The 16,462-nt window shown below is 72.1% G+C and carries 16 protein-coding genes; 11 read left to right on the top strand and 5 right to left on the bottom strand.

Annotated features, from left to right (window positions below; all coding sequences use genetic code 11):
* Window positions 1–15: 15 nt before the first annotated feature.
* Window positions 16–711, bottom strand: coding sequence for a polysaccharide deacetylase family protein (locus AB0G11_RS38545; RefSeq protein ID WP_246645342.1), 696 nt, complete (start codon window positions 709–711; stop codon window positions 16–18).
* 78 nt (window positions 712–789) lie between these two features.
* A complete protein-coding gene (locus tag AB0G11_RS38540) occupies window positions 790–1,995 on the bottom strand; it encodes an MFS transporter (RefSeq protein WP_357591574.1) in 1,206 nt (401 codons plus the stop codon).
* A gap of 90 nt (window positions 1,996–2,085) precedes the next feature.
* Between AB0G11_RS38540 and AB0G11_RS38535 the strand changes: the two genes are divergently transcribed.
* Window positions 2,086–3,243, top strand: coding sequence for a lytic transglycosylase domain-containing protein (locus AB0G11_RS38535; RefSeq protein WP_357591572.1), 1,158 nt, complete (start codon window positions 2,086–2,088; stop codon window positions 3,241–3,243).
* On the opposite strand, the gene AB0G11_RS38530 is transcribed toward AB0G11_RS38535, so the two are convergent.
* A complete protein-coding gene (locus AB0G11_RS38530) occupies window positions 3,234–4,181 on the bottom strand; it encodes a ferrochelatase (RefSeq protein WP_219507737.1) in 948 nt (315 codons plus the stop codon). The two genes, AB0G11_RS38535 and AB0G11_RS38530, sit on opposite strands and share 10 nt — an antisense overlap.
* 56 nt (window positions 4,182–4,237) lie before the next feature.
* Here AB0G11_RS38530 and AB0G11_RS38525 point away from each other — a divergent pair, with 56 nt between their 5' ends.
* Together AB0G11_RS38525 and AB0G11_RS38520 are read left to right on the top strand one after the other, a co-directional pair.
* A complete protein-coding gene (locus AB0G11_RS38525) occupies window positions 4,238–6,241 on the top strand; it encodes a prolyl oligopeptidase family serine peptidase (protein WP_357591570.1) in 2,004 nt (667 codons plus the stop codon).
* Window positions 6,241–7,038 (top strand): inositol monophosphatase family protein, encoded by a 798-nt coding sequence (locus AB0G11_RS38520; RefSeq protein WP_219507739.1) that lies wholly within the window; start codon window positions 6,241–6,243, stop codon window positions 7,036–7,038. Before AB0G11_RS38525 ends, AB0G11_RS38520 begins: the two co-directional genes overlap by 1 nt.
* An 81-nt stretch (window positions 7,039–7,119) precedes the next feature.
* Here AB0G11_RS38520 and AB0G11_RS38515 read toward each other — a convergent pair whose 3' ends face one another.
* Window positions 7,120–7,284, bottom strand: coding sequence for a hypothetical protein (locus AB0G11_RS38515; RefSeq protein WP_219507740.1), 165 nt, complete (start codon window positions 7,282–7,284; stop codon window positions 7,120–7,122).
* Window positions 7,285–7,483: 199 nt separating this feature from the next.
* Here AB0G11_RS38515 and AB0G11_RS38510 point away from each other — a divergent pair, with 199 nt between their 5' ends.
* From AB0G11_RS38510 to AB0G11_RS38495, 4 genes are all read left to right on the top strand, one after another.
* Window positions 7,484–8,137: a response regulator transcription factor gene (locus tag AB0G11_RS38510; RefSeq protein WP_219507742.1), complete on the top strand. Its 654-nt coding sequence runs from the start codon at window positions 7,484–7,486 to the stop codon at window positions 8,135–8,137.
* Between the two features lie 155 nt (window positions 8,138–8,292).
* Window positions 8,293–9,444 carry a HAMP domain-containing sensor histidine kinase gene (locus AB0G11_RS38505; RefSeq protein WP_246645344.1) on the top strand — a complete coding sequence of 384 codons (1,152 nt, stop codon included), beginning with the start codon at window positions 8,293–8,295 and terminating at the stop codon, window positions 9,442–9,444.
* Between the two features lie 282 nt (window positions 9,445–9,726).
* Window positions 9,727–10,026 carry a DUF4193 domain-containing protein gene (locus tag AB0G11_RS38500; RefSeq protein ID WP_049570503.1) on the top strand — a complete coding sequence of 100 codons (300 nt, stop codon included), beginning with the start codon at window positions 9,727–9,729 and terminating at the stop codon, window positions 10,024–10,026.
* Between the two features lie 15 nt (window positions 10,027–10,041).
* Complete coding sequence (locus AB0G11_RS38495) at window positions 10,042–10,842, top strand: hypothetical protein (RefSeq protein ID WP_308125866.1); 801 nt, start codon at window positions 10,042–10,044, stop codon at window positions 10,840–10,842.
* On the opposite strand, the gene AB0G11_RS38490 is transcribed toward AB0G11_RS38495, so the two are convergent.
* On the bottom strand, window positions 10,831–11,412 hold the full coding sequence (locus AB0G11_RS38490) for a TetR/AcrR family transcriptional regulator (RefSeq protein ID WP_357591568.1): 582 nt from the start codon (window positions 11,410–11,412) through the stop codon (window positions 10,831–10,833). The genes AB0G11_RS38495 and AB0G11_RS38490 overlap by 12 nt on opposite strands.
* Before the next feature lie 81 nt (window positions 11,413–11,493).
* Between AB0G11_RS38490 and paaN the strand changes: the two genes are divergently transcribed.
* From paaN to AB0G11_RS38470, 4 genes are read left to right on the top strand one after another with little or no spacing between them, the layout of a single operon-like run.
* Window positions 11,494–13,137: a phenylacetic acid degradation protein PaaN gene (gene paaN / locus AB0G11_RS38485; RefSeq protein WP_219507743.1), complete on the top strand. Its 1,644-nt coding sequence runs from the start codon at window positions 11,494–11,496 to the stop codon at window positions 13,135–13,137.
* Entirely contained in the window at window positions 13,134–13,943 is an 810-nt protein-coding gene (locus AB0G11_RS38480; RefSeq protein ID WP_219507744.1) for a 3-hydroxyacyl-CoA dehydrogenase family protein, read from the top strand. The genes paaN and AB0G11_RS38480 overlap by 4 nt, the downstream gene beginning before the upstream one ends.
* Window positions 13,940–14,899, top strand: a complete 960-nt coding sequence (locus AB0G11_RS38475; protein WP_357591612.1) for an MBL fold metallo-hydrolase — start codon at window positions 13,940–13,942, stop codon at window positions 14,897–14,899. Before AB0G11_RS38480 ends, AB0G11_RS38475 begins: the two co-directional genes overlap by 4 nt.
* 13 nt (window positions 14,900–14,912) lie before the next feature.
* Window positions 14,913–16,445, top strand: coding sequence for an FAD-dependent monooxygenase (locus tag AB0G11_RS38470; RefSeq protein ID WP_357591566.1), 1,533 nt, complete (start codon window positions 14,913–14,915; stop codon window positions 16,443–16,445).
* Window positions 16,446–16,462: the final 17 nt, after the last annotated feature.

Raw genomic sequence — 16,462 nt, 5'->3', positions numbered from 1 at the left:
AAACGCGAACGATACTCACTTATCCCAGCCCTCGGGGAGGGGGAACGTGTCACCGGCTTTCAGATTCTCGTGCTTGACGATGTCGCTCACCTTGACGAGGTGGTAGCCGTTCTTCTGCAGCGTCCGGATGATCGACGGCATCGCGTCGACGGTCTGCTTCACCCAGTCGTGCATGAGGACGATGCTGTTCTGCTTGGCGACCTTGAGCGTCTGCTTCTTGATCGCCTCCTCGTTCTTGGAGCTCCAGTCGGCCGAGCCGCCGGTCCACAGGATGATCGGCATGCCGAACTCGGCGGCGACCTCCGACGTCGTCAGGTCCGACATGCCGTACGGCGGACGCAGCAGCTTGGGCTCGACGCCCGCCGCCTTCTTGATCTCGTCGTTGGTCCGCTGGATCTCCGAGCGGATCGCGGGCGCGGTCAGCTTGGTGAAGTCGGGGTGCTTGTAGCTGTGGTTGCCCAGCTCGTGCCCCTCCGCGACCATCCGCTTGACGTAGGAGGGGCGGCTCTTCACGTACTGGCCTTCGAGGAAGAACGTCGCCTTGGCGTCGTACTTCTTCAACGTGTCGAGCAGCGTGCCCGCGTACTTGCCGGGGCCGTCGTCGAAGGTCAGCGCCACGCACTTGACCTTCGTGCAGTCGACCTCCTCCTCGGCGGGGGCCGCGAGCGCGGGGGCGGGAGCGAGGGCGACCGTGACAGCCGCGATGGCCAAGAGTGAACTGAGATGTCGGGACATAAGCAATGTTTCCAATGTGATGGATGTTGCGAGGGATGTCTCGACCGTAGCGGATCAGCTCTTGGCCGGTGAAGGCGCTTCGGGAAGTCTCAGGAAACCCGAACCTGCGAGCCCGACGACGACGGCGAAGACCGCGGCCCCCAGGGAGAAGGCGTAGGCGTCGGACGGCCCGTACAGCTCGGTGAGCTGACCGCCGGCCCAGGCGCCCAGCGCGACGCCGAGCCCGATCGCCGTCGAGATCCACGCCATGCCCTCGGTGAGCAGCGACGACGGCACCAGGCGCTCGGTGAGCGAGAAGCCGGTGATGAGCGTCGGCGAGATGGCCAGCCCGGCCAGGAACAGCCCGGCCGCCATGACCGGCACGCTCCCGATGAACATGATCGGCAGCAGCCCGACGACGAACACGCCCAGCGAGCGGACGAACCGGCCGCGCAGCGAGATCTGCCAGTGCCGCGAGCCGAACCACAGGCCCGACACCATCGAGCCGCCCGCGAAGGCGGCCAGCAGGAACCCCGACATGCCCTTCGCGCCGTGCTCGGTGGCGAAGGCCACCGTGATGAGGTCCACCGACCCGAAGACCGCGCCGAGCCCCAGGTAGACGCACGACAGCAGGGCGATGCCGGGAATGAGGATCGGGCTGCCGCCCCCGCCGGTCCTGACCGGCTGGATCGGCGGCTGGGTGCGCCGCTGGAGCGCGAGCGCGAGCGACCCGGTGAACATGCACACCAGCGCCACGACCAGCCCGGCGAACGGGTTGACGGCCGTGGCCAGCACGGTGACCAGGGCCGGACCGGTGACGAAGATCACCTCGTCGATGACCGACTCGAACGCGAAGGCCGTGTGCAGCTTGGCCGACCCGCTGTGCGCGTGGGACCAGCGGGCCCGCACCATCGAGCCGAGCGACAGCGACGTGGCCCCGACCAGCAGCGCCGACACGTACAGCGTCCAGTCGGGCAGGCCGAGCCCGGCGCTGAGCATGAGGGCGGCGAGCGCGAGCGCGTTCAGGGTGGCGAAGGGGACGATCACCCGGCTCTGGCCGAACCGGTCCGTCAGCCGCGCCGACATGGGGGCGGCCACGGCGAAGGCGACGTTGCAGGCCCCGGCCACCGCGCCGGCGACCGCGAAGGAGTCCGTGACGCCCTCGATGAGCAGCACGATCCCGATGCCGAGCATGGACATCGGCATCCGGCCGACGAAGCCGGCCAGGACGAAACCCTTGACGCCGGGCCCTTTGAACAACCCCCGGTAAGGCCCGACCATCCGCGTTTCTCCTTACTGTGCCGACACACCCTCGCGCATCATCTGTCCGGATCGCAACCTGTTTCCGGCACGTGGGTTAACGTGTGCCGCGTGTCCGGTCTTCCCTCTTTGCGCGGCGCACTGCTCATGGTCGCCGCCGTGCTCACCGTCACGCTCGCGGCCGCGGGCGTCGTGCTGCTCCTGGGCGAGGACCCGTTCGAGACGACGACGGCGCCGCCGCCCCGGACCGTGCGGCGGGAGACCCCCGCGCTCGACAAGCTCGTTCCCACGACGGCCCCTGTCAAGGACTTCGGCCAGGGCGGCGCCGGTGTCACGCCCACCCCGCCCCGGGTGCTCGCCATCGCCCCCGGCACCGTGCCCCAGCAGGCCCGCCACCGGCTCGCCGCCCTCAAGCACGTGCAGAAGGCCCTCGTGGTCGACGCCGGCTCGGTCAAGGTGTCGGGCACCGGGCTGAACCTGCTCGCGGTCGACCCCGCCGACTTCCGCTCCTGGACCCCCAAGGTCGTCGCCGACCAGCCCGGCGTGTGGAGCGCGCTGGCCCGGGGCGAGGTCGTCGCCGACTCGGCGGCCATGCGCAAGTACGGCCTGACGCTGGGCGCGTACTACCAGGTGGACGGCGGGCCGAGGCTGCGCGTGGGCGCGTCGGCCCCGCTCGGGCTGACCGGCGTCGACGGCCTGGTCGGCGCCGACCTGGGCCGCACCCTCGGCATGGCGCAGGGCGTGGCGGTGCTGCTGCACGGCAAGGAGGGCGGCATCAGCGAGAAGGGCGTGCGCAAGGTGCTCGGCAAGGGCAGCCAGGTCGTCATGCTGGGCACCGCGCGGCGTACCGAGGCCAAGCGCGAGCAGCCCGCCACGGCCACGGCCGCCCGGCCCGGCAGCTACCTGGAGCTGTACAAGCAGTCGGCGACCCGCTGCCCCGGCCTGTCGTGGACCGTGCTGGCCGCGATCGGGCAGGTGGAGAGCGGGCACGGGCGCAACAACGGCCCGTCCAGCGCGGGCGCGCTCGGGCCGATGCAGTTCATGCCCGCCACCTGGAAGGCGTACGGGGTCGACGGCGACGGGGACGGCGAGCGCGACATCTGGAGCCCGTACGACGCGGTGCCGGGCGCGGCCAACTACCTGTGCAAGACGGGCGCCGGCCAGGGCGGCGAGAAGCTGCGCAAGGCCGTGTGGCACTACAACCACTCGTGGGACTACGTGAACAAGGTCCTGAGCATCGCCGAGGCCTACGCCCGCGCCTACGCCTGACGGCGGCGCGGGGCCGGGCAGCAGGTCAGCGCGCAGGCGACCGGCTCGGGCTCGTCCATCAGCTCGCGCACCATCCGCACGAACGCCGGATGGGTGCCCGCGGTCGCCGCACGCTCCATCGGCAGCCCGATCTCGGCGGCCACCTGACGGGCCTCGGTGTCGAGGTCGTAGACGACCTCCATGTGGTCGGAGACGAACCCGATCGGCACCAGCACCACCGAGCCCGCGTCGACCTGACGCAGGTGGTCGCAGACGTCCGGCTCCAGCCACGGCACCTGCGGCGGGCCGCTGCGCGACTGCCACACCAGGTCCCAGGGCTCGTCGCGGCCGAGCGCCTCGCTGACGAGCCGGGCCGTGCGGCGCAGCTGCGTCTCGTACAGGCCGCCCGCCGGGCCCGCGGTCTCGGCCATCGTGACCGGGATGCTGTGGGCGGTGAACACCAGCCGGGCGTCGTCGCGGCCCAGCCGCTCCAGCGCCTGCCGGGTGTGGTCGGCCATCGCCTCGACGAACGACGGATGGTCGCCGAAGTGGCGCATCTTGACCAGCTCGGGGCCGCCCTCGAAGGAGATGCGGGCGATGTCCTCGTAGTACTGGCGGCAGCTCGAATAGCCGGCGTAGGCGGAGGTGGCGAAGACCGCCGCCCTGCGCACCCCGTCGCCGGCCATCCGCTTGACGGTCTCCTCGCCGAACGGGTGCCAGTTGCGGTTGCCCCAGTAAACCGGCACGCCGGCGATCGGGCGCAGGGCCTCGACCAGGTCGCGGCACTGCTGATTGATCGGGCTGACGCCGCCGAAGCTCTGGTAGTGCTCGGCGACCTCCATCAGCCGCTCCCGGGGCACCCCGCGGCCCCGCACCACGTTCTCCAGGAAGGGCAGCACGTCGTCGGGGCCCTCGGGACCGCCGAACGACAGCACCAGCAGCGCGTCGTAATCTCCCACGTGAGCAACCTTATGCGCGCGTGCCCGTGGTCCTCTCACGAGGTAGGTTCGGATGGGTGACCGCATTTCACGACATTCGCGATTATGTCGCGATCCCCCGAGTTCTCTCCCTGAAGCTCTCACCCGACGGCTCCCGTCTCGTGTCGGCCGTGCAGTCGCTCAACCCCGACGGCAAGTCGTACGGGACCGCCCTGTGGGCCGTCACGCCGGACGGCGAGCCCGACAGTGGGCCCGGCAGCGAGCCGTACCGGCTGACCAGGTCGGCCAAGGGCGAGACCCAGGCGGTCTTCACCGCCTCCGGGGACCTCCTGTTCACCTCGGCCCGCCCCGACCCCACCGCCAAGGACGACGGGGACGAGACGCCCGCCCTGTGGCTGCTGCCGCGCCAGGGCGGCGAGGCCCGCCAGGTGGCGAGCCGCCCCGGCGGCATCGGCGCCGTCCGCACCGCCGGCGACGTGGTGGTGTTCGCCTCCGACGTGCTCGACGGCGACGAGGCGGACGAGGAGGAGCGGCGCAAGGCGCGCAAGGACGCCGGGATCAGCGCCATCCTGCACGAGGGCTACCCGGTGCGCTACTGGGACCACGACCTCGGCCCCGGCCGCACCCGGCTGTTCACCGGCAGGCTCGGCGCCGACCGCCTGGAGGACGTGCGCGAGCTGACCCCCGAGCCCGGCGAGGCGCTGCGCGACGCCGCCTTCGAGCTCACCCCCGACGGCCGCACGGTGATCACCACCTGGCGCGTCCCGCTGTCGGCCGGGCAGAGCCGGATCGACCTGGTGGCCGTCGACGTGGCCACCGGCGAGCGGCGCACGCTCCTCAGCGAGGAGGGTCACGACTTCGGCGGCCCGCTGGCCGTCTCGCCCGACGGGACCAGGCTGGCGTGCTCGCGCGAGCGCCACACCGACCTGGACGTCTCGGCCCGGGTCGAGCTGTGGATCGCCGACGTGGCCACCGGCGAGGGCGGCCCGCACGCCGGCGACCTGTTCCCGATGGACGTGGCCTGGGCGCCCGACTCCTCGGCCGTCTACCTGGTCGCCGACTTCCGCGGCCGCCGCCCGGTCTTCCGCGTCACCCCCGGCGGCGGCGAGGCCGTCCGCGTCACCCAGGACGACGCCTCCTACCTCGGGCTCAACGTCTCGCCCGACGGCGGGACCGTGTACGCGCTGCGCAGCGGCATCGCCCTCGCGCCCGCCCCGGCCCGCGTCGACGCCGGCACCGGCGAGGTCACCGACCTGCTCTCGCCCGTCCCGCGCCCGGAGGTACGCGGCACGCTCACCGAGATCACCGCCACCGCCGACGACGGTGCCGAGATCCGCGGCTGGCTCGTCCTGCCGGAAGGCGCCTCGGCCGAGTCGCCCGCGCCGTTCCTGCTGTGGATCCACGGCGGCCCCGTCGCCTCCTGGAACGACTGGCAGTGGCGCTGGCAGTCGTGGATCATGGCCGAGCACGGATACGCCGTGTTGATGCCGGACCCGTGCCTGTCCACCGGATACGGTCAGGACATGATCGACCGAGGCTGGGGCGACTGGGGCCCGCGCACCCAGGCCGACCTCGACGCGATCGTGGACGTGGCCCTGGCCAGGGACGACATCGACGCCGAGCGCATCGGCGCGATGGGCGGCTCGTTCGGCGGCTACATGGCCAACTGGATCGCCGGCCACAGCGACCGCTACCGCGCCATCGTCACGCACGCCTCCCTGTGGAACCTCGACCAGTTCGCCGGCACCACCGACGCCTCCGCCTACTGGCAGCGCGAGTTCGGCGCGCCCGGCTCCGACCGCTACGCCCGGCTCTCCCCGCACCGCGCGCTCGACAAGATCAGCACCCCGATGCTCGTCATCCACGGCGACAAGGACTACCGGGTGCCGATCGGCGAGGCGCTGCGCCTGTGGTGGGACCTGCGCCGCTCGGAGGTCGAGTCGAAGTTCCTCTACTTCCCCGACGAGAACCACTGGATCCTCAAGCCCGGCAACGCCGTCGCCTGGTACGAGACGGTCCTGGCCTTCCTCGCCCAGCACGTGCTCGGCCAGGAGTGGAAGCGCCCGGACTCGGTGGCGTGATGACGGACTTCCTGCGCCTGGCCGAGGACATCGCCCGCGAGGCCGGCGACATGCTGCTGGCCAAACGGCCCACGATGTCCGTCGAGCCGGGCGCGGTCCAGACCAAGTCCAGCCCCACCGACGTGGTCACCGCGCTCGACCGGGCCTCGGAGGAGCTCATCCGCGAGCGCATCCGGGCCGCCCGGCCGGACGACCGCGTCCTGGGGGAGGAGGGCGGCGAGGAGGGCGGCGACGGCTCCGGCGTGCGCTGGGTCGTCGACCCCATCGACGGCACCGTCAACTTCCTGTACGGCCTGCCGGACTGGGCCGTGTCCATCGCGGTCGAGGCCGGCGGCCGGATCGTCGCGGGCGTGGTGAACGTCGCGCCGCGCGGCGAGGTGTTCACCGCGGCGCTCGGCGAGGGCGCGTGGCTGGGCGGCGAGCGGCTGCGCGTCAACCCGGCGGCGCCGCTCGGGCAGGCCCTGGTGGCCACCGGGTTCGGCTACGACGCGGCGCGCCGGGCGGAGCAGGCCGCGGCGCTGACGGCCGTGCTGCCCCAGGTGCGCGACATCCGGCGCGGCGGCTCGTGCGCGGTCGACCTCTGCTCGGTCGCGAGCGGCCGGGTGGACGCCTACTTCGAGCGCGGCGTCAACTACTGGGACCACGCCGCGGCGGGCCTGGTGGCGGCCGAGGCCGGGGCCAGGGTCGGCGGGCTGCGCGGCCGGCCGGCCAACATCGACCTCACGCTCAGCGCCGCACCGGGGCTCTTCGAGGAGCTGCACGACCTGCTCGCGCCGCTGCACCCCGAGCGCGACTGACCCTGCGGCTGACCCGCGACCGACCGGTGCCGAGCATGCGACGGCCGGAGCCCCTTGCCCGGGGCTCCGGCCGTCGGTGGTTCAGCGGGGCAGCGGGACGCCGTGATCGTCGGCCAGGCGGCGCAGGTCTTCGATCTCGGCGGTGAGCGTGTCGGCGAGGTAGTCGTCGCCGGAGCTCCTGGCTTCGCGCAGGCCCTGGTAAGCCTGGTTCAGGCGGCTTTCGATCGTGGTCGTGAACTCGCCCATCTCACCTGCTCTCTCGGGGTCCGTTCTCGTGGGGGCGAAAGGTGTTTGGCTGGTGTACCCAGGCATCCGCGGTCCCGAAACATGAAATTGACTGTCGCTTGTGTCACCGCTGTCCTGGCGGGCCCGCACATGCCTTACCGTGCGCTTATCGAGGCTGTGGGCAGAATGAGGCACCACGATCGGGAAGAGGTGTACCAGGGTGCGAGTGCTGGTGGTCGAGGACGAGCGGGTGCTCGCCGACGCGATCGCGACAGGGCTGCGACGCGAGGCCATGGCCGTCGACGTCGCCTACGACGGCGGCGGCGCGCTGGAGCGCACCTCCTACATCGACTACGACGTGATCGTCCTGGACCGTGACCTGCCGGTCGTGCACGGGGACGAGGTGTGCCGCCGCCTGGTCGAGCAGCGCACCGCCTCGCGCATCCTCATGCTGACCGCCTCGGGCGACGTGGACGACAAGGTCGAGGGCCTCGGCCTGGGCGCCGACGACTACCTGGCCAAGCCGTTCGTGTTCATCGAGCTGGTCGCCCGGGTACGTGCCCTGGGCCGCCGCTCGGCCCCGGCGCTGCCGCCGGTGCTGGAGCGCGCCGGGATCCGGCTCGACCCGGGCAAGCGGCTGGTGGAGCGCGAGGGCAAGGAGATCGTGCTCACCAAGAAGGAGTTCGCCGTCCTGGAGGAGCTCATGCGCGCCGAGGGCGCCGTGGTCAGCCAGGAGGACCTGCTCGACAAGGCCTGGGACGAGAACATCGACCCGTTCACCAACGTGGTGCGGGTGACCATGATGACGTTGCGCAAGAAGCTGGGCGAGCCTCAGGTGATCGAGACTGTGCCTGGAGTTGGGTACAAGTTGTGACGGAACGGCCGGACCGTGCGTCGGCGCCGACGCATCCGATGATCAGCCCGCACTCGGAGCGGAAGGGGGTGCGCCCGCAGGCGCCGCCTCCTCAGGGGCCGCCCGCCTGGGACGGTCCGCCCCCGCCGTCGTCGCCGCCGTCCTCGCGCTCCACCATGGAGCGTGTGAAGGAGCTTCCCGGCAGGGTCAGCATCCGCTGGCGACTGACGATCACCTACAGCGCGCTCGTCTTCGCCGCCGCCGCCGTGCTGCTGTTCTCGGTGTACGCCATCGTGGGCAACGCGATAGACGACGCCTGGCCGACCCTCGACACCGGCGGCTGGCTGAGCCAGGCCCAGGAGCAGCAGACGCAGGCGATCTGGGACGCGGCGAGGCTTGACGCGGTGGCCAGGGCGCGGGACGCGCTGGTGCAGAGCTCGTTCATGGCGCTGGCCGGAGTCGGCATCCTGGCGCTCATCATCGGCTACTTCGTCGCCGACCGGGCGATGCGGCCCGTGGCGCAGATGACCGCCTCGGCGCGCAAGCTGTCGGAGAGCACGCTGGCCCACCAGCGCATCGACCTCAAGGGGCCGGACGACGAGCTCAAGGAGCTGGCCGACACCTTCGACGACATGCTCACCCGGCTCAACGTCGCCTTCGACGCCCAGCGCCGGTTCGTCGCCAACGCCTCCCACGAGCTGCGCACGCCGCTGACCATCAACCGGACGGTCCTGGAGATCGCCCTGTCGGACCCCGAGGCGTCGGAGGACCTCAAGGCGCTGGGCCGTACCCTCCTGGAGGTCAACGCCCGCAACGAGAAGCTGATCGAGGGCCTGCTGCTGCTGGCCAGGAGCGAGCGCGAGCTGGCGGTGCGCAAGCCCCTGGACGTCCGGGAGGTCGCCCAGACGGCGGTCGACCAGGTGCTGCCGTTCGCCGAGCAGCACGGGGTGACATTCACCACCGAACTGGTCAGCGCGCCTACCGTGGGCGACCCGGTTCTGCTGGAACGCTCGATCAGCAACCTCCTTGAGAACGCGGTCAAGTACAACATTCCCGAAAACGGAAAAGTCTGGATCCGGACGGGAATGGTGGACGGTGCCTTGGTTGTTCAGGTGGCCAACACTGGGCAGCACGTCCCGGCGTACGAGGTGAACAGCCTGTTCGAACCGTTCAGGAGGCTCAATGCCGATCGGGTGGATTCGGCCAAGGGAGCGGGCCTTGGGCTGTCCATCGTCCGCGCCGTGGTGCAGGCGCACGGCGGCAACGTCAACGCCGTCCCACGGGAGGGCGGAGGTCTTGTGGTCACCATGAGGCTTCCAAGACGTTGATCGGCGTGTTGCCCTGCACGGGGCGTCTCGTTCGCGTCGCACATGTGGTTGGATGTGCCGTCGAACACGGTGGGGCATGACGCCAAGGCTGTGGGTTCGGCCATATTTGGCTAACCATTGCCGGACGCGTCACGCCCTGGCGTGTTGGGAGGTTCGCCGTCCGTTCCCGCGGGGTACCGATGGGAAATCTCCCCGGCGGAACGGGCACAAGACGGGCCTCCCGGACGTTAGAAGACGCGCGACGAGCGCGACGACATATTTGATGAGGGGGATGGAGTAATCATGGCTACCGACTACGACAGCCCGCGCAAGACAGACGACGATCTTGGGGAGGACAGTCTCCAGGAGCTTCAGGCGCGGCGCACCGACAAGTCGTCCGGCAGCATCGACATCGACGAGACCGATCTGGCCGAGTCGCTCGAACTGCCCGGCGCCGACCTGTCGAACGAGGAGCTCAGCCTGCGCGTGATCCCGCGCCAGGCCGACGAGTTCACCTGCGCGCGCTGCTTCCTCGTGCACCACCGCAGCCAGCTGGCCTCCGAGAAGAACGGTCAGCAGGTCTGCCGGGAGTGCGCCGCCTGATAAGGAGGCAACCGCGTGGCCGCACCTGAAAAGGATCAACAACCAGGCGACGAGGTCGCCGCCTCCGAGTCGGAGGTCGGCGAGCTCGTGGGCAGGCTCACCGCACCCGGTGAGCTCGAGCCGGCCGAGCGGCGCAGGCTGCTCGGCCGACTAGCCCGTGCCCTGTCCACGGGCGCGAGCAAGGCCAGGAAGAGCGGCGCGGGCCGCGGTCGCTGGCTGGCCGACGTCTTCCTCAACATCGCCCCCCGCATCCCCATCAGGGACCTGCACACGCTGTCCGAGCACCACCAGGGGCTGACCGGCGAGGAGCTCGCCGACGACCTCGTCCGCACCGCGCAGAAGGCCACGATGACCGTCGGGGCCATCGGCGGGGCGCTCGCCGCGGCGGAGTTCGCCGCCCCACCCCTCCTCCTCTCCGCTCCCGCCCAGCTCGTCGCCGAGACCATCGTCGTGGCCGCCATCGAGGTCAAGCTCCTGGCCGAGCTGCACGAGGTCTACGGCGTGCGCGTGCAGGGCACCGGCGCCCAGCGCGCGGTGGCGTTCACCGCCGCCTGGGCCAAGCAGCGCGGCGTCGACCCGCTGGCGCCCGCCTCGGTGACGCTCGCGCTCGGCGCGGCGACCAAGACCGCGCTGCGCAACCGGCTGATGCGCACGCTGGGCCGCCACCTGACCACGCTGGGCCCGTTCCTGACCGGCGCCGTGGCCGGGGGAGCGCTCAACCGGATGGCCACCAAGAAGCTCGGCGAGGCCATCCGCAACGACCTGCGGATCAAGAGCCCGCTGCCGCCGGGGGAGCGTCCCGAGCTAAACCCGTAGCCCGCCGAACGTCATCGCGACCAGCGCGTCGGCCAGCTCGCCTGGCGAGCCGCCGCGCCCCGGCCGGTACCACTCGGTGATCGAGTTGACCGCGCCGAACAGCAGCCGCGTCACCAGCGCCGGATCGAGGTCCGGCCGAATGCTCCCCTCGGCCGCCGCCTCCTTGACCAGGTGGCTCACGAACGCGTCGAACTCCCGCCGCCGCTCCAGCGCCCGCTGCTCGGTCGCGCTGTTGCCGCGCACCCGCAGCAGCAGCGTCACGTACGGCAGCCGCTCCACCAGGATGCGCACGCTCTGCCGCACCACCCGCTCCAGCCGCTCGATCGCCGGGCCCGAGGCGGCGCGCTCGTCGGCGACCAGCGCGGTAAGCCCGTCGAGCGCCCGGTCGAGCGCCCGCGCGAGAAGCTGCTCCTTGCCCGGCACGTGGTAGTAGATGGCGGACTTGGTGACGCCCAGCGCCCTGGCCAGGTCCTCCATGCTGGTCCCGTCGTAGCCGCGCTCGTTGAAGACGCGCACGGCCACGGCGAGCACGGACTCGGGGTCATGTCCGCGTTTGCGTTCGCGTTCCACGCAAGTCTTCCTTGTCAACTGACCGAATGTTCGGTAAACACTCAACCGTCCGGTCGTTCCCTGTCAAGAGGGTGAACAACGATGTTCGAACGCAACCGCGAAACCCTGGACCAGGCCCTGACCGCCGTCGCCCGGCGCGCCTACTGGAGCGCCTACCCCGAGTCGCCGAGCCCCCGCGTCTACGGCGAGGGCGCGGCCGAGCGGGGCAAGGAGGCGTTCGACAGCCTGCTCGGCAAGCCGTTCCCGCTGGAGCAGCCAGGCGAGCGGATCGGCGCCGAGCGCTCGCCGTACGGGATCGACCTGGGTGTCACCTACCCGCGCACGCCCGCCGGCGAACTGCTCGACGCCGCGCGGGCGGCCATGCCCGCCTGGCGCGACGCCGGCCCCGAGGCCCGCGCGCTGGCCTGCGTGGAGATCGTCCGCCGGATCAACGAGCGCAGCTTCGAGCTGGCCCACGCGGTGCAGCACACGACCGGGCAGGCGTTCGTGATGGCCTTCCAGGCGGGCGGCCCGCACGCGCAGGACCGCGCGCTGGAGGCGATCGCGTACGGCTACGCCGCCATGACGGCGTCGGCCGCCACGGCCCGCTGGGAGAAGCCGGGCAAGGGCGAGCCGGTCGTGATGGACAAGCGGTTCACCGTGGTGCCGCGCGGGGTCGCGCTGGTCATCGGCTGCAACACGTTCCCGACCTGGAACGCCTACCCGGGGCTGTTCGCCTCGCTGGTCACCGGCAACCCCGTCGTCGTCAAGCCGCACCCCCGGGCGATCCTGCCGCTGGCCATCAGCGTGGGCGTGGCCCGCGAGGTGCTGGCCGAGGCGGGCTTCGACCCGGCCCTGGTGCAGCTCGCCGTCGAGGAGGGCAGGGGCCTGGCCGTCGAGCTGGCCACCGATCCCCGGGTGCGGGTGGTCGACTTCACCGGCTCCACCGAGTTCGGCGACTGGCTGGAGCGCAACGCCGGGCAGGCGCTCGTCCACACGGAGAAGGCCGGGGTCAACACCGTCGTCGTCGACTCGACCGGCTCCTGGCGCGGCATGCTCGCCAACCTCGCGTTCTCGCTGTCGCTCTACAGCGGGCAGATGTGCACCGCGCCGCAGAACATCCTGGTCCCCGCCGGCGGCATCGACACCGACGAGGGGCACAAGAGCTTCGACGAGGTCGCCCGGGGCCTGGCCGCGGCGGTCGACCGGCTGCTCGGCGACGACGCCAAGGCCGTCGAGCTGACCGGCGCGATCGTCAACCCGGACGTGCTGGCCAGGGTCGAGCAGGCGCCGGAGCTGGGCGAGCCGGTCCTCGCGTCGCGGGCGATCAAGCATCCTGCGTTCCCCGACGCGGTGGTGCGCACCCCGGCGATCGTCCGCGTCGGGCCCGAGCGGGCCGACGTCTTCGGGCGCGAGCACTTCGGGCCGATCTCGTTCGTCGTCCCGACCGACTCCACCGCCGCGAGCCTCGACCTGCTGCGCCGCACGATCGCCGAGCGCGGCGCGCTCACCGCGTCGGTCTACTCCACCTCGGAGGACGTGCTGGAGCAGGCCGAGCGGGCCGCGCTCGACGCGGGCGTCAACCTGTCGTGCAACCTCACCGGCGGCGTGTTCGTCAACCAGTCGGCCGCCTTCTCCGACTACCACGGCAGCGGCGCCAACCCGGCCGCCACCGCCTCGCTCACCGACCCCGGCTACGTCGCCGGCCGCTTCCACGTCGTCCAGTCGCGCCGCCCCGCCTCATGAGGATCGGCGTCATCGGCGGCGGCCGCATGGGGGCCGGGATCGCGCAGGTGTTCCTGGCCGCCGGCGACACCGTCACCGTGCAGGAGCCGCAGGCCGACGCCGCCCGCGAGCGGATCGTCCACGGGCTCGGCGTGGCCGAGTCGCGCGGCGGCGGCAGCCGGGCGCGGGCGCTGGAGCGGCTGGCCTTCGGGCCGGTCCCGGCCGACGCCGACCTCGTCGTCGAGGCCGTGCCGGAGGACCCGGCGCTCAAGGCCGTAGTGCTGGGCGAGGCCGAGTCACGGCTGGGGCCCGGCGCGGTGCTGGCCACCAACACCAGCTCGCTCTCGGTCACCGAGCTGTCGGCCGGGCTGGAGCGGCCCGGCCGCTTCCTCGGCCTGCACTTCTTCAACCCGGTGCCGGTGCAGCGGCTGGTGGAGATCGTCGTCACCGCCGCCACCGAGCCCGCCGCCCTCGACCTGGCCCGCGCCTGCGCCGAGCGGCTGGGCAAGACGAGCGTCGTCGTCAACGACTCGCCCGGCTTCGCCACCAGCCGGCTGGGCGTGCTGCTCGGCCTGGAGGCCATCCGCATGGTCGAGGAGGGCGTCGCCTCGGCCGAGGACATCGACACCGCCATGACGCTCGGCTACAACCACCCGATGGGGCCGCTCAAGCTCGGCGACCTGGTGGGCCTGGACGTGCGGCTGGCCATCGCCGACTACCTGCACGCCCGGCTGGGCCCGCGCTTCGAACCGCCCCGGCTGCTGCGCGAGATGGTCGCCGAGGGCAGGCTCGGGCGCAAGAGCGGGAAGGGGTTCTACACGTGGTGAGCAGGCCGTTCGCCTCCTCGGCGGACCTGGAGGACAAGCAGCGCAGCTTCGAGGACCTGGGCGGCGGCGTCTATGCGCTCACCGCCGAGGGCGACCCCAACGTCGGCGCCGTCGAGGGCGAGGACTTCCTGGTCTGCTTCGAGGCCATGGCGACCCCCGTGGCGGCCCGCGAATGGCTCGCCCTGCTGCGCGAGCGCACCGACAAGCCGGTGCGCTACCTGGTCCTGTCGCACTACCACGCGGTCCGGGTGCTGGGCGCCTCGGCGTTCGGCGCCGACGCGATCGTGGCCCACGAGAAGACCGCCGAGCTGATCGAGGAGCGCGGCGAGCAGGACTGGGCCAGCGAGTACGGGCGGATGCCCCGGCTGTTCAAGGACCCGGCGTCGATCCCCGGCCTGACCAGGCCCACGGTGACGTTCGGCGACCGGATGACGATCGAGCTCGGCGGCGACCGGGGCCGGGTGGAGCTGCACTACTGCGGGCGCGGCCACACCGAGGGTGACCTGGTGGCGTGGCTGCCCCGGCAGGGCGTGCTGTTCGCCGGCGACCTGGTCGAGTCGCAGGCCGCCCTCTACACCGGCGACGCCTTCCACCGCGACTGGGCCGGGCCGACGCTGGACCGGGTCGCCTCGTTCGGCGCGACGACGCTGGTCGGCGGCAGGGGAGCGGTGGCGCGCGGCAAGGCCGAGGTGGACGCGGCGATCGGGCAGACCCGCGACTTCCTGGCCGTCATGCTCGCCGAGACCGGGCGGGTCCGCGAGCGCGGCGGCACGCTCAAGGACGCCTTCGAGGCCGTGCACCGGGCGCTCGCTCCCCGCTACGGCTCCTGGCCGATCTTCGAGCACTGCCTGCCGTTCAACGTCTCCCGACTGTGGGACGAGCTGGACGGCGTGACGCGCCCGCGCGTGTGGACCGCCGAGCGCGACCGGCAGGTCTGGGCCCAGTTGCAGTCCTGAAGGGAGCCTCTCGTTGGCCGAGCCGCAGGTCATCGTCGTCGGCGCGGGCCCGGTCGGGCAGAGCGCGGCGCTGCTGCTGGCCCGCTGGGGCGTGCCGGTGGTCGTGCTCGACCAGCGCGAGCGGCGCGACGCCACCGGGTCGAGGTCCATCTGCCAGCAGCGTGACGTGCTCGACATCTGGGCCGCCGCGGGCGCCGGGCGCATCGCCGAGGAGGGACTGGCGTGGACCACCGCCCGCACCTACTACCGGGGCGAGGAGCTGTTCTCCTGGACGTTCGGCGGCCAGGGCCCGCTGCCGCCGTGCGTGAACATCTCCCAGGCCCGCACAGAGGAGATCCTCGACGAGGCCATCGCCGCGCAGCCGCTGATCGAGGTGCGCTGGGGCCACCGGGTGACCGGGATCGAGCAGGACAGTGGCGGCGTCACCGTGCGGTGCGGCGAGCGCGTCCTGCGCGCCCCGTACGCGGTCGTGTGCGCGGGGGCGCGGGCGCAGGAGCTGCGGCGGGCGCTCGGCGCCACGTTCGAGGGGGAGACGTTCGACGACCAGTTCCTCATCTGCGACATCCGGGCCGACCTGCCGGGCTGGGAGCACGAGCGCCGCTTCCACTTCGACCCCGAGTGGAACCCGGGTCGGCAGGTGCTCGTCCATCCGTGCCCGGGGTCGTCGTACCGGATCGACTGGCAGATCCCGCCGGACCACGTTCCGTCCGCGGAGGAGGTGGACAGGCGGATCCGGCAGGTGATCGGCGGGCGCGACTACGAGCTGCTGTGGCAGTCGACCTACCGCTTCCACGCGCGGGTGGCCTCCCGGATGCGGGCCGGGCGGGTGCTGCTCGCGGGCGACTGCGCGCACCTGGTGGCGCCGTTCGGGGCGCGCGGCCTCAACTCGGGCGTGCCCGACGCCGAGAACGCGGCCTGGAAGCTGGCCTTCGTCCTCCACGGGTGGGCGCCGGAGGAACTGCTGGAGAGCTACCATGCCGAGCGGCACGCGGCGGCGCTGGAGAACCTGGAGGTGACCGGCGCCACCATGCGCTTCCTGGCGCCCCGCACCGAGGAGGAGCGGGCCCGGCGGCGCGCGGCGCTCGCCAGCGGGCGGCCCGAGCAGGTCGACTCCGGCCGGTTCGCCGAGCCGTTCTGGTACGTGGACTCGCCGCTCACCACGCCCGAGCCCACCCGTCCGTTCCGGGGCCGGCCACCCAGGGGATCGCCGTGCGAGCCCGCGCCGGGAGTGATCGTGCCGGACGTGCCGCTGCCCGGGGGACGCCTGCGCGAGCACTGCCGCGATGGATTCCTGGTACTCCTGGGTGAAATGTGCGATTCGGGTTTGTTTGCCCAGGTCTTGGGCAAGGTCACCTTGGCGCCGCTCGCCGTACGCGAGCTCGCGGAGATGGACGGGACCGGCACGCTCGCTGAGAGGCTCGGCGCTGGACCTGGCGAAGCATGGCTGATCAGGCCGGATGCCCACATCGCCGCGATCATCCCCCACGCGGGGCCCGAGACGGTGGCGGACGCCGTGAGACGCGCGTCGCGTCTCGCGTACCAATGAGCCTTTGGGAGGAGATC

It is taken from the genome of Nonomuraea sp. NPDC023979 (assembly GCF_040639085.1).
In the GTDB taxonomy this organism is placed as follows: domain Bacteria; phylum Actinomycetota; class Actinomycetes; order Streptosporangiales; family Streptosporangiaceae; genus Nonomuraea; species Nonomuraea ceibae.
Note: the sequence above shows the minus strand (reverse complement) of the source record. Positions and strands in the feature narration are given on the sequence as shown.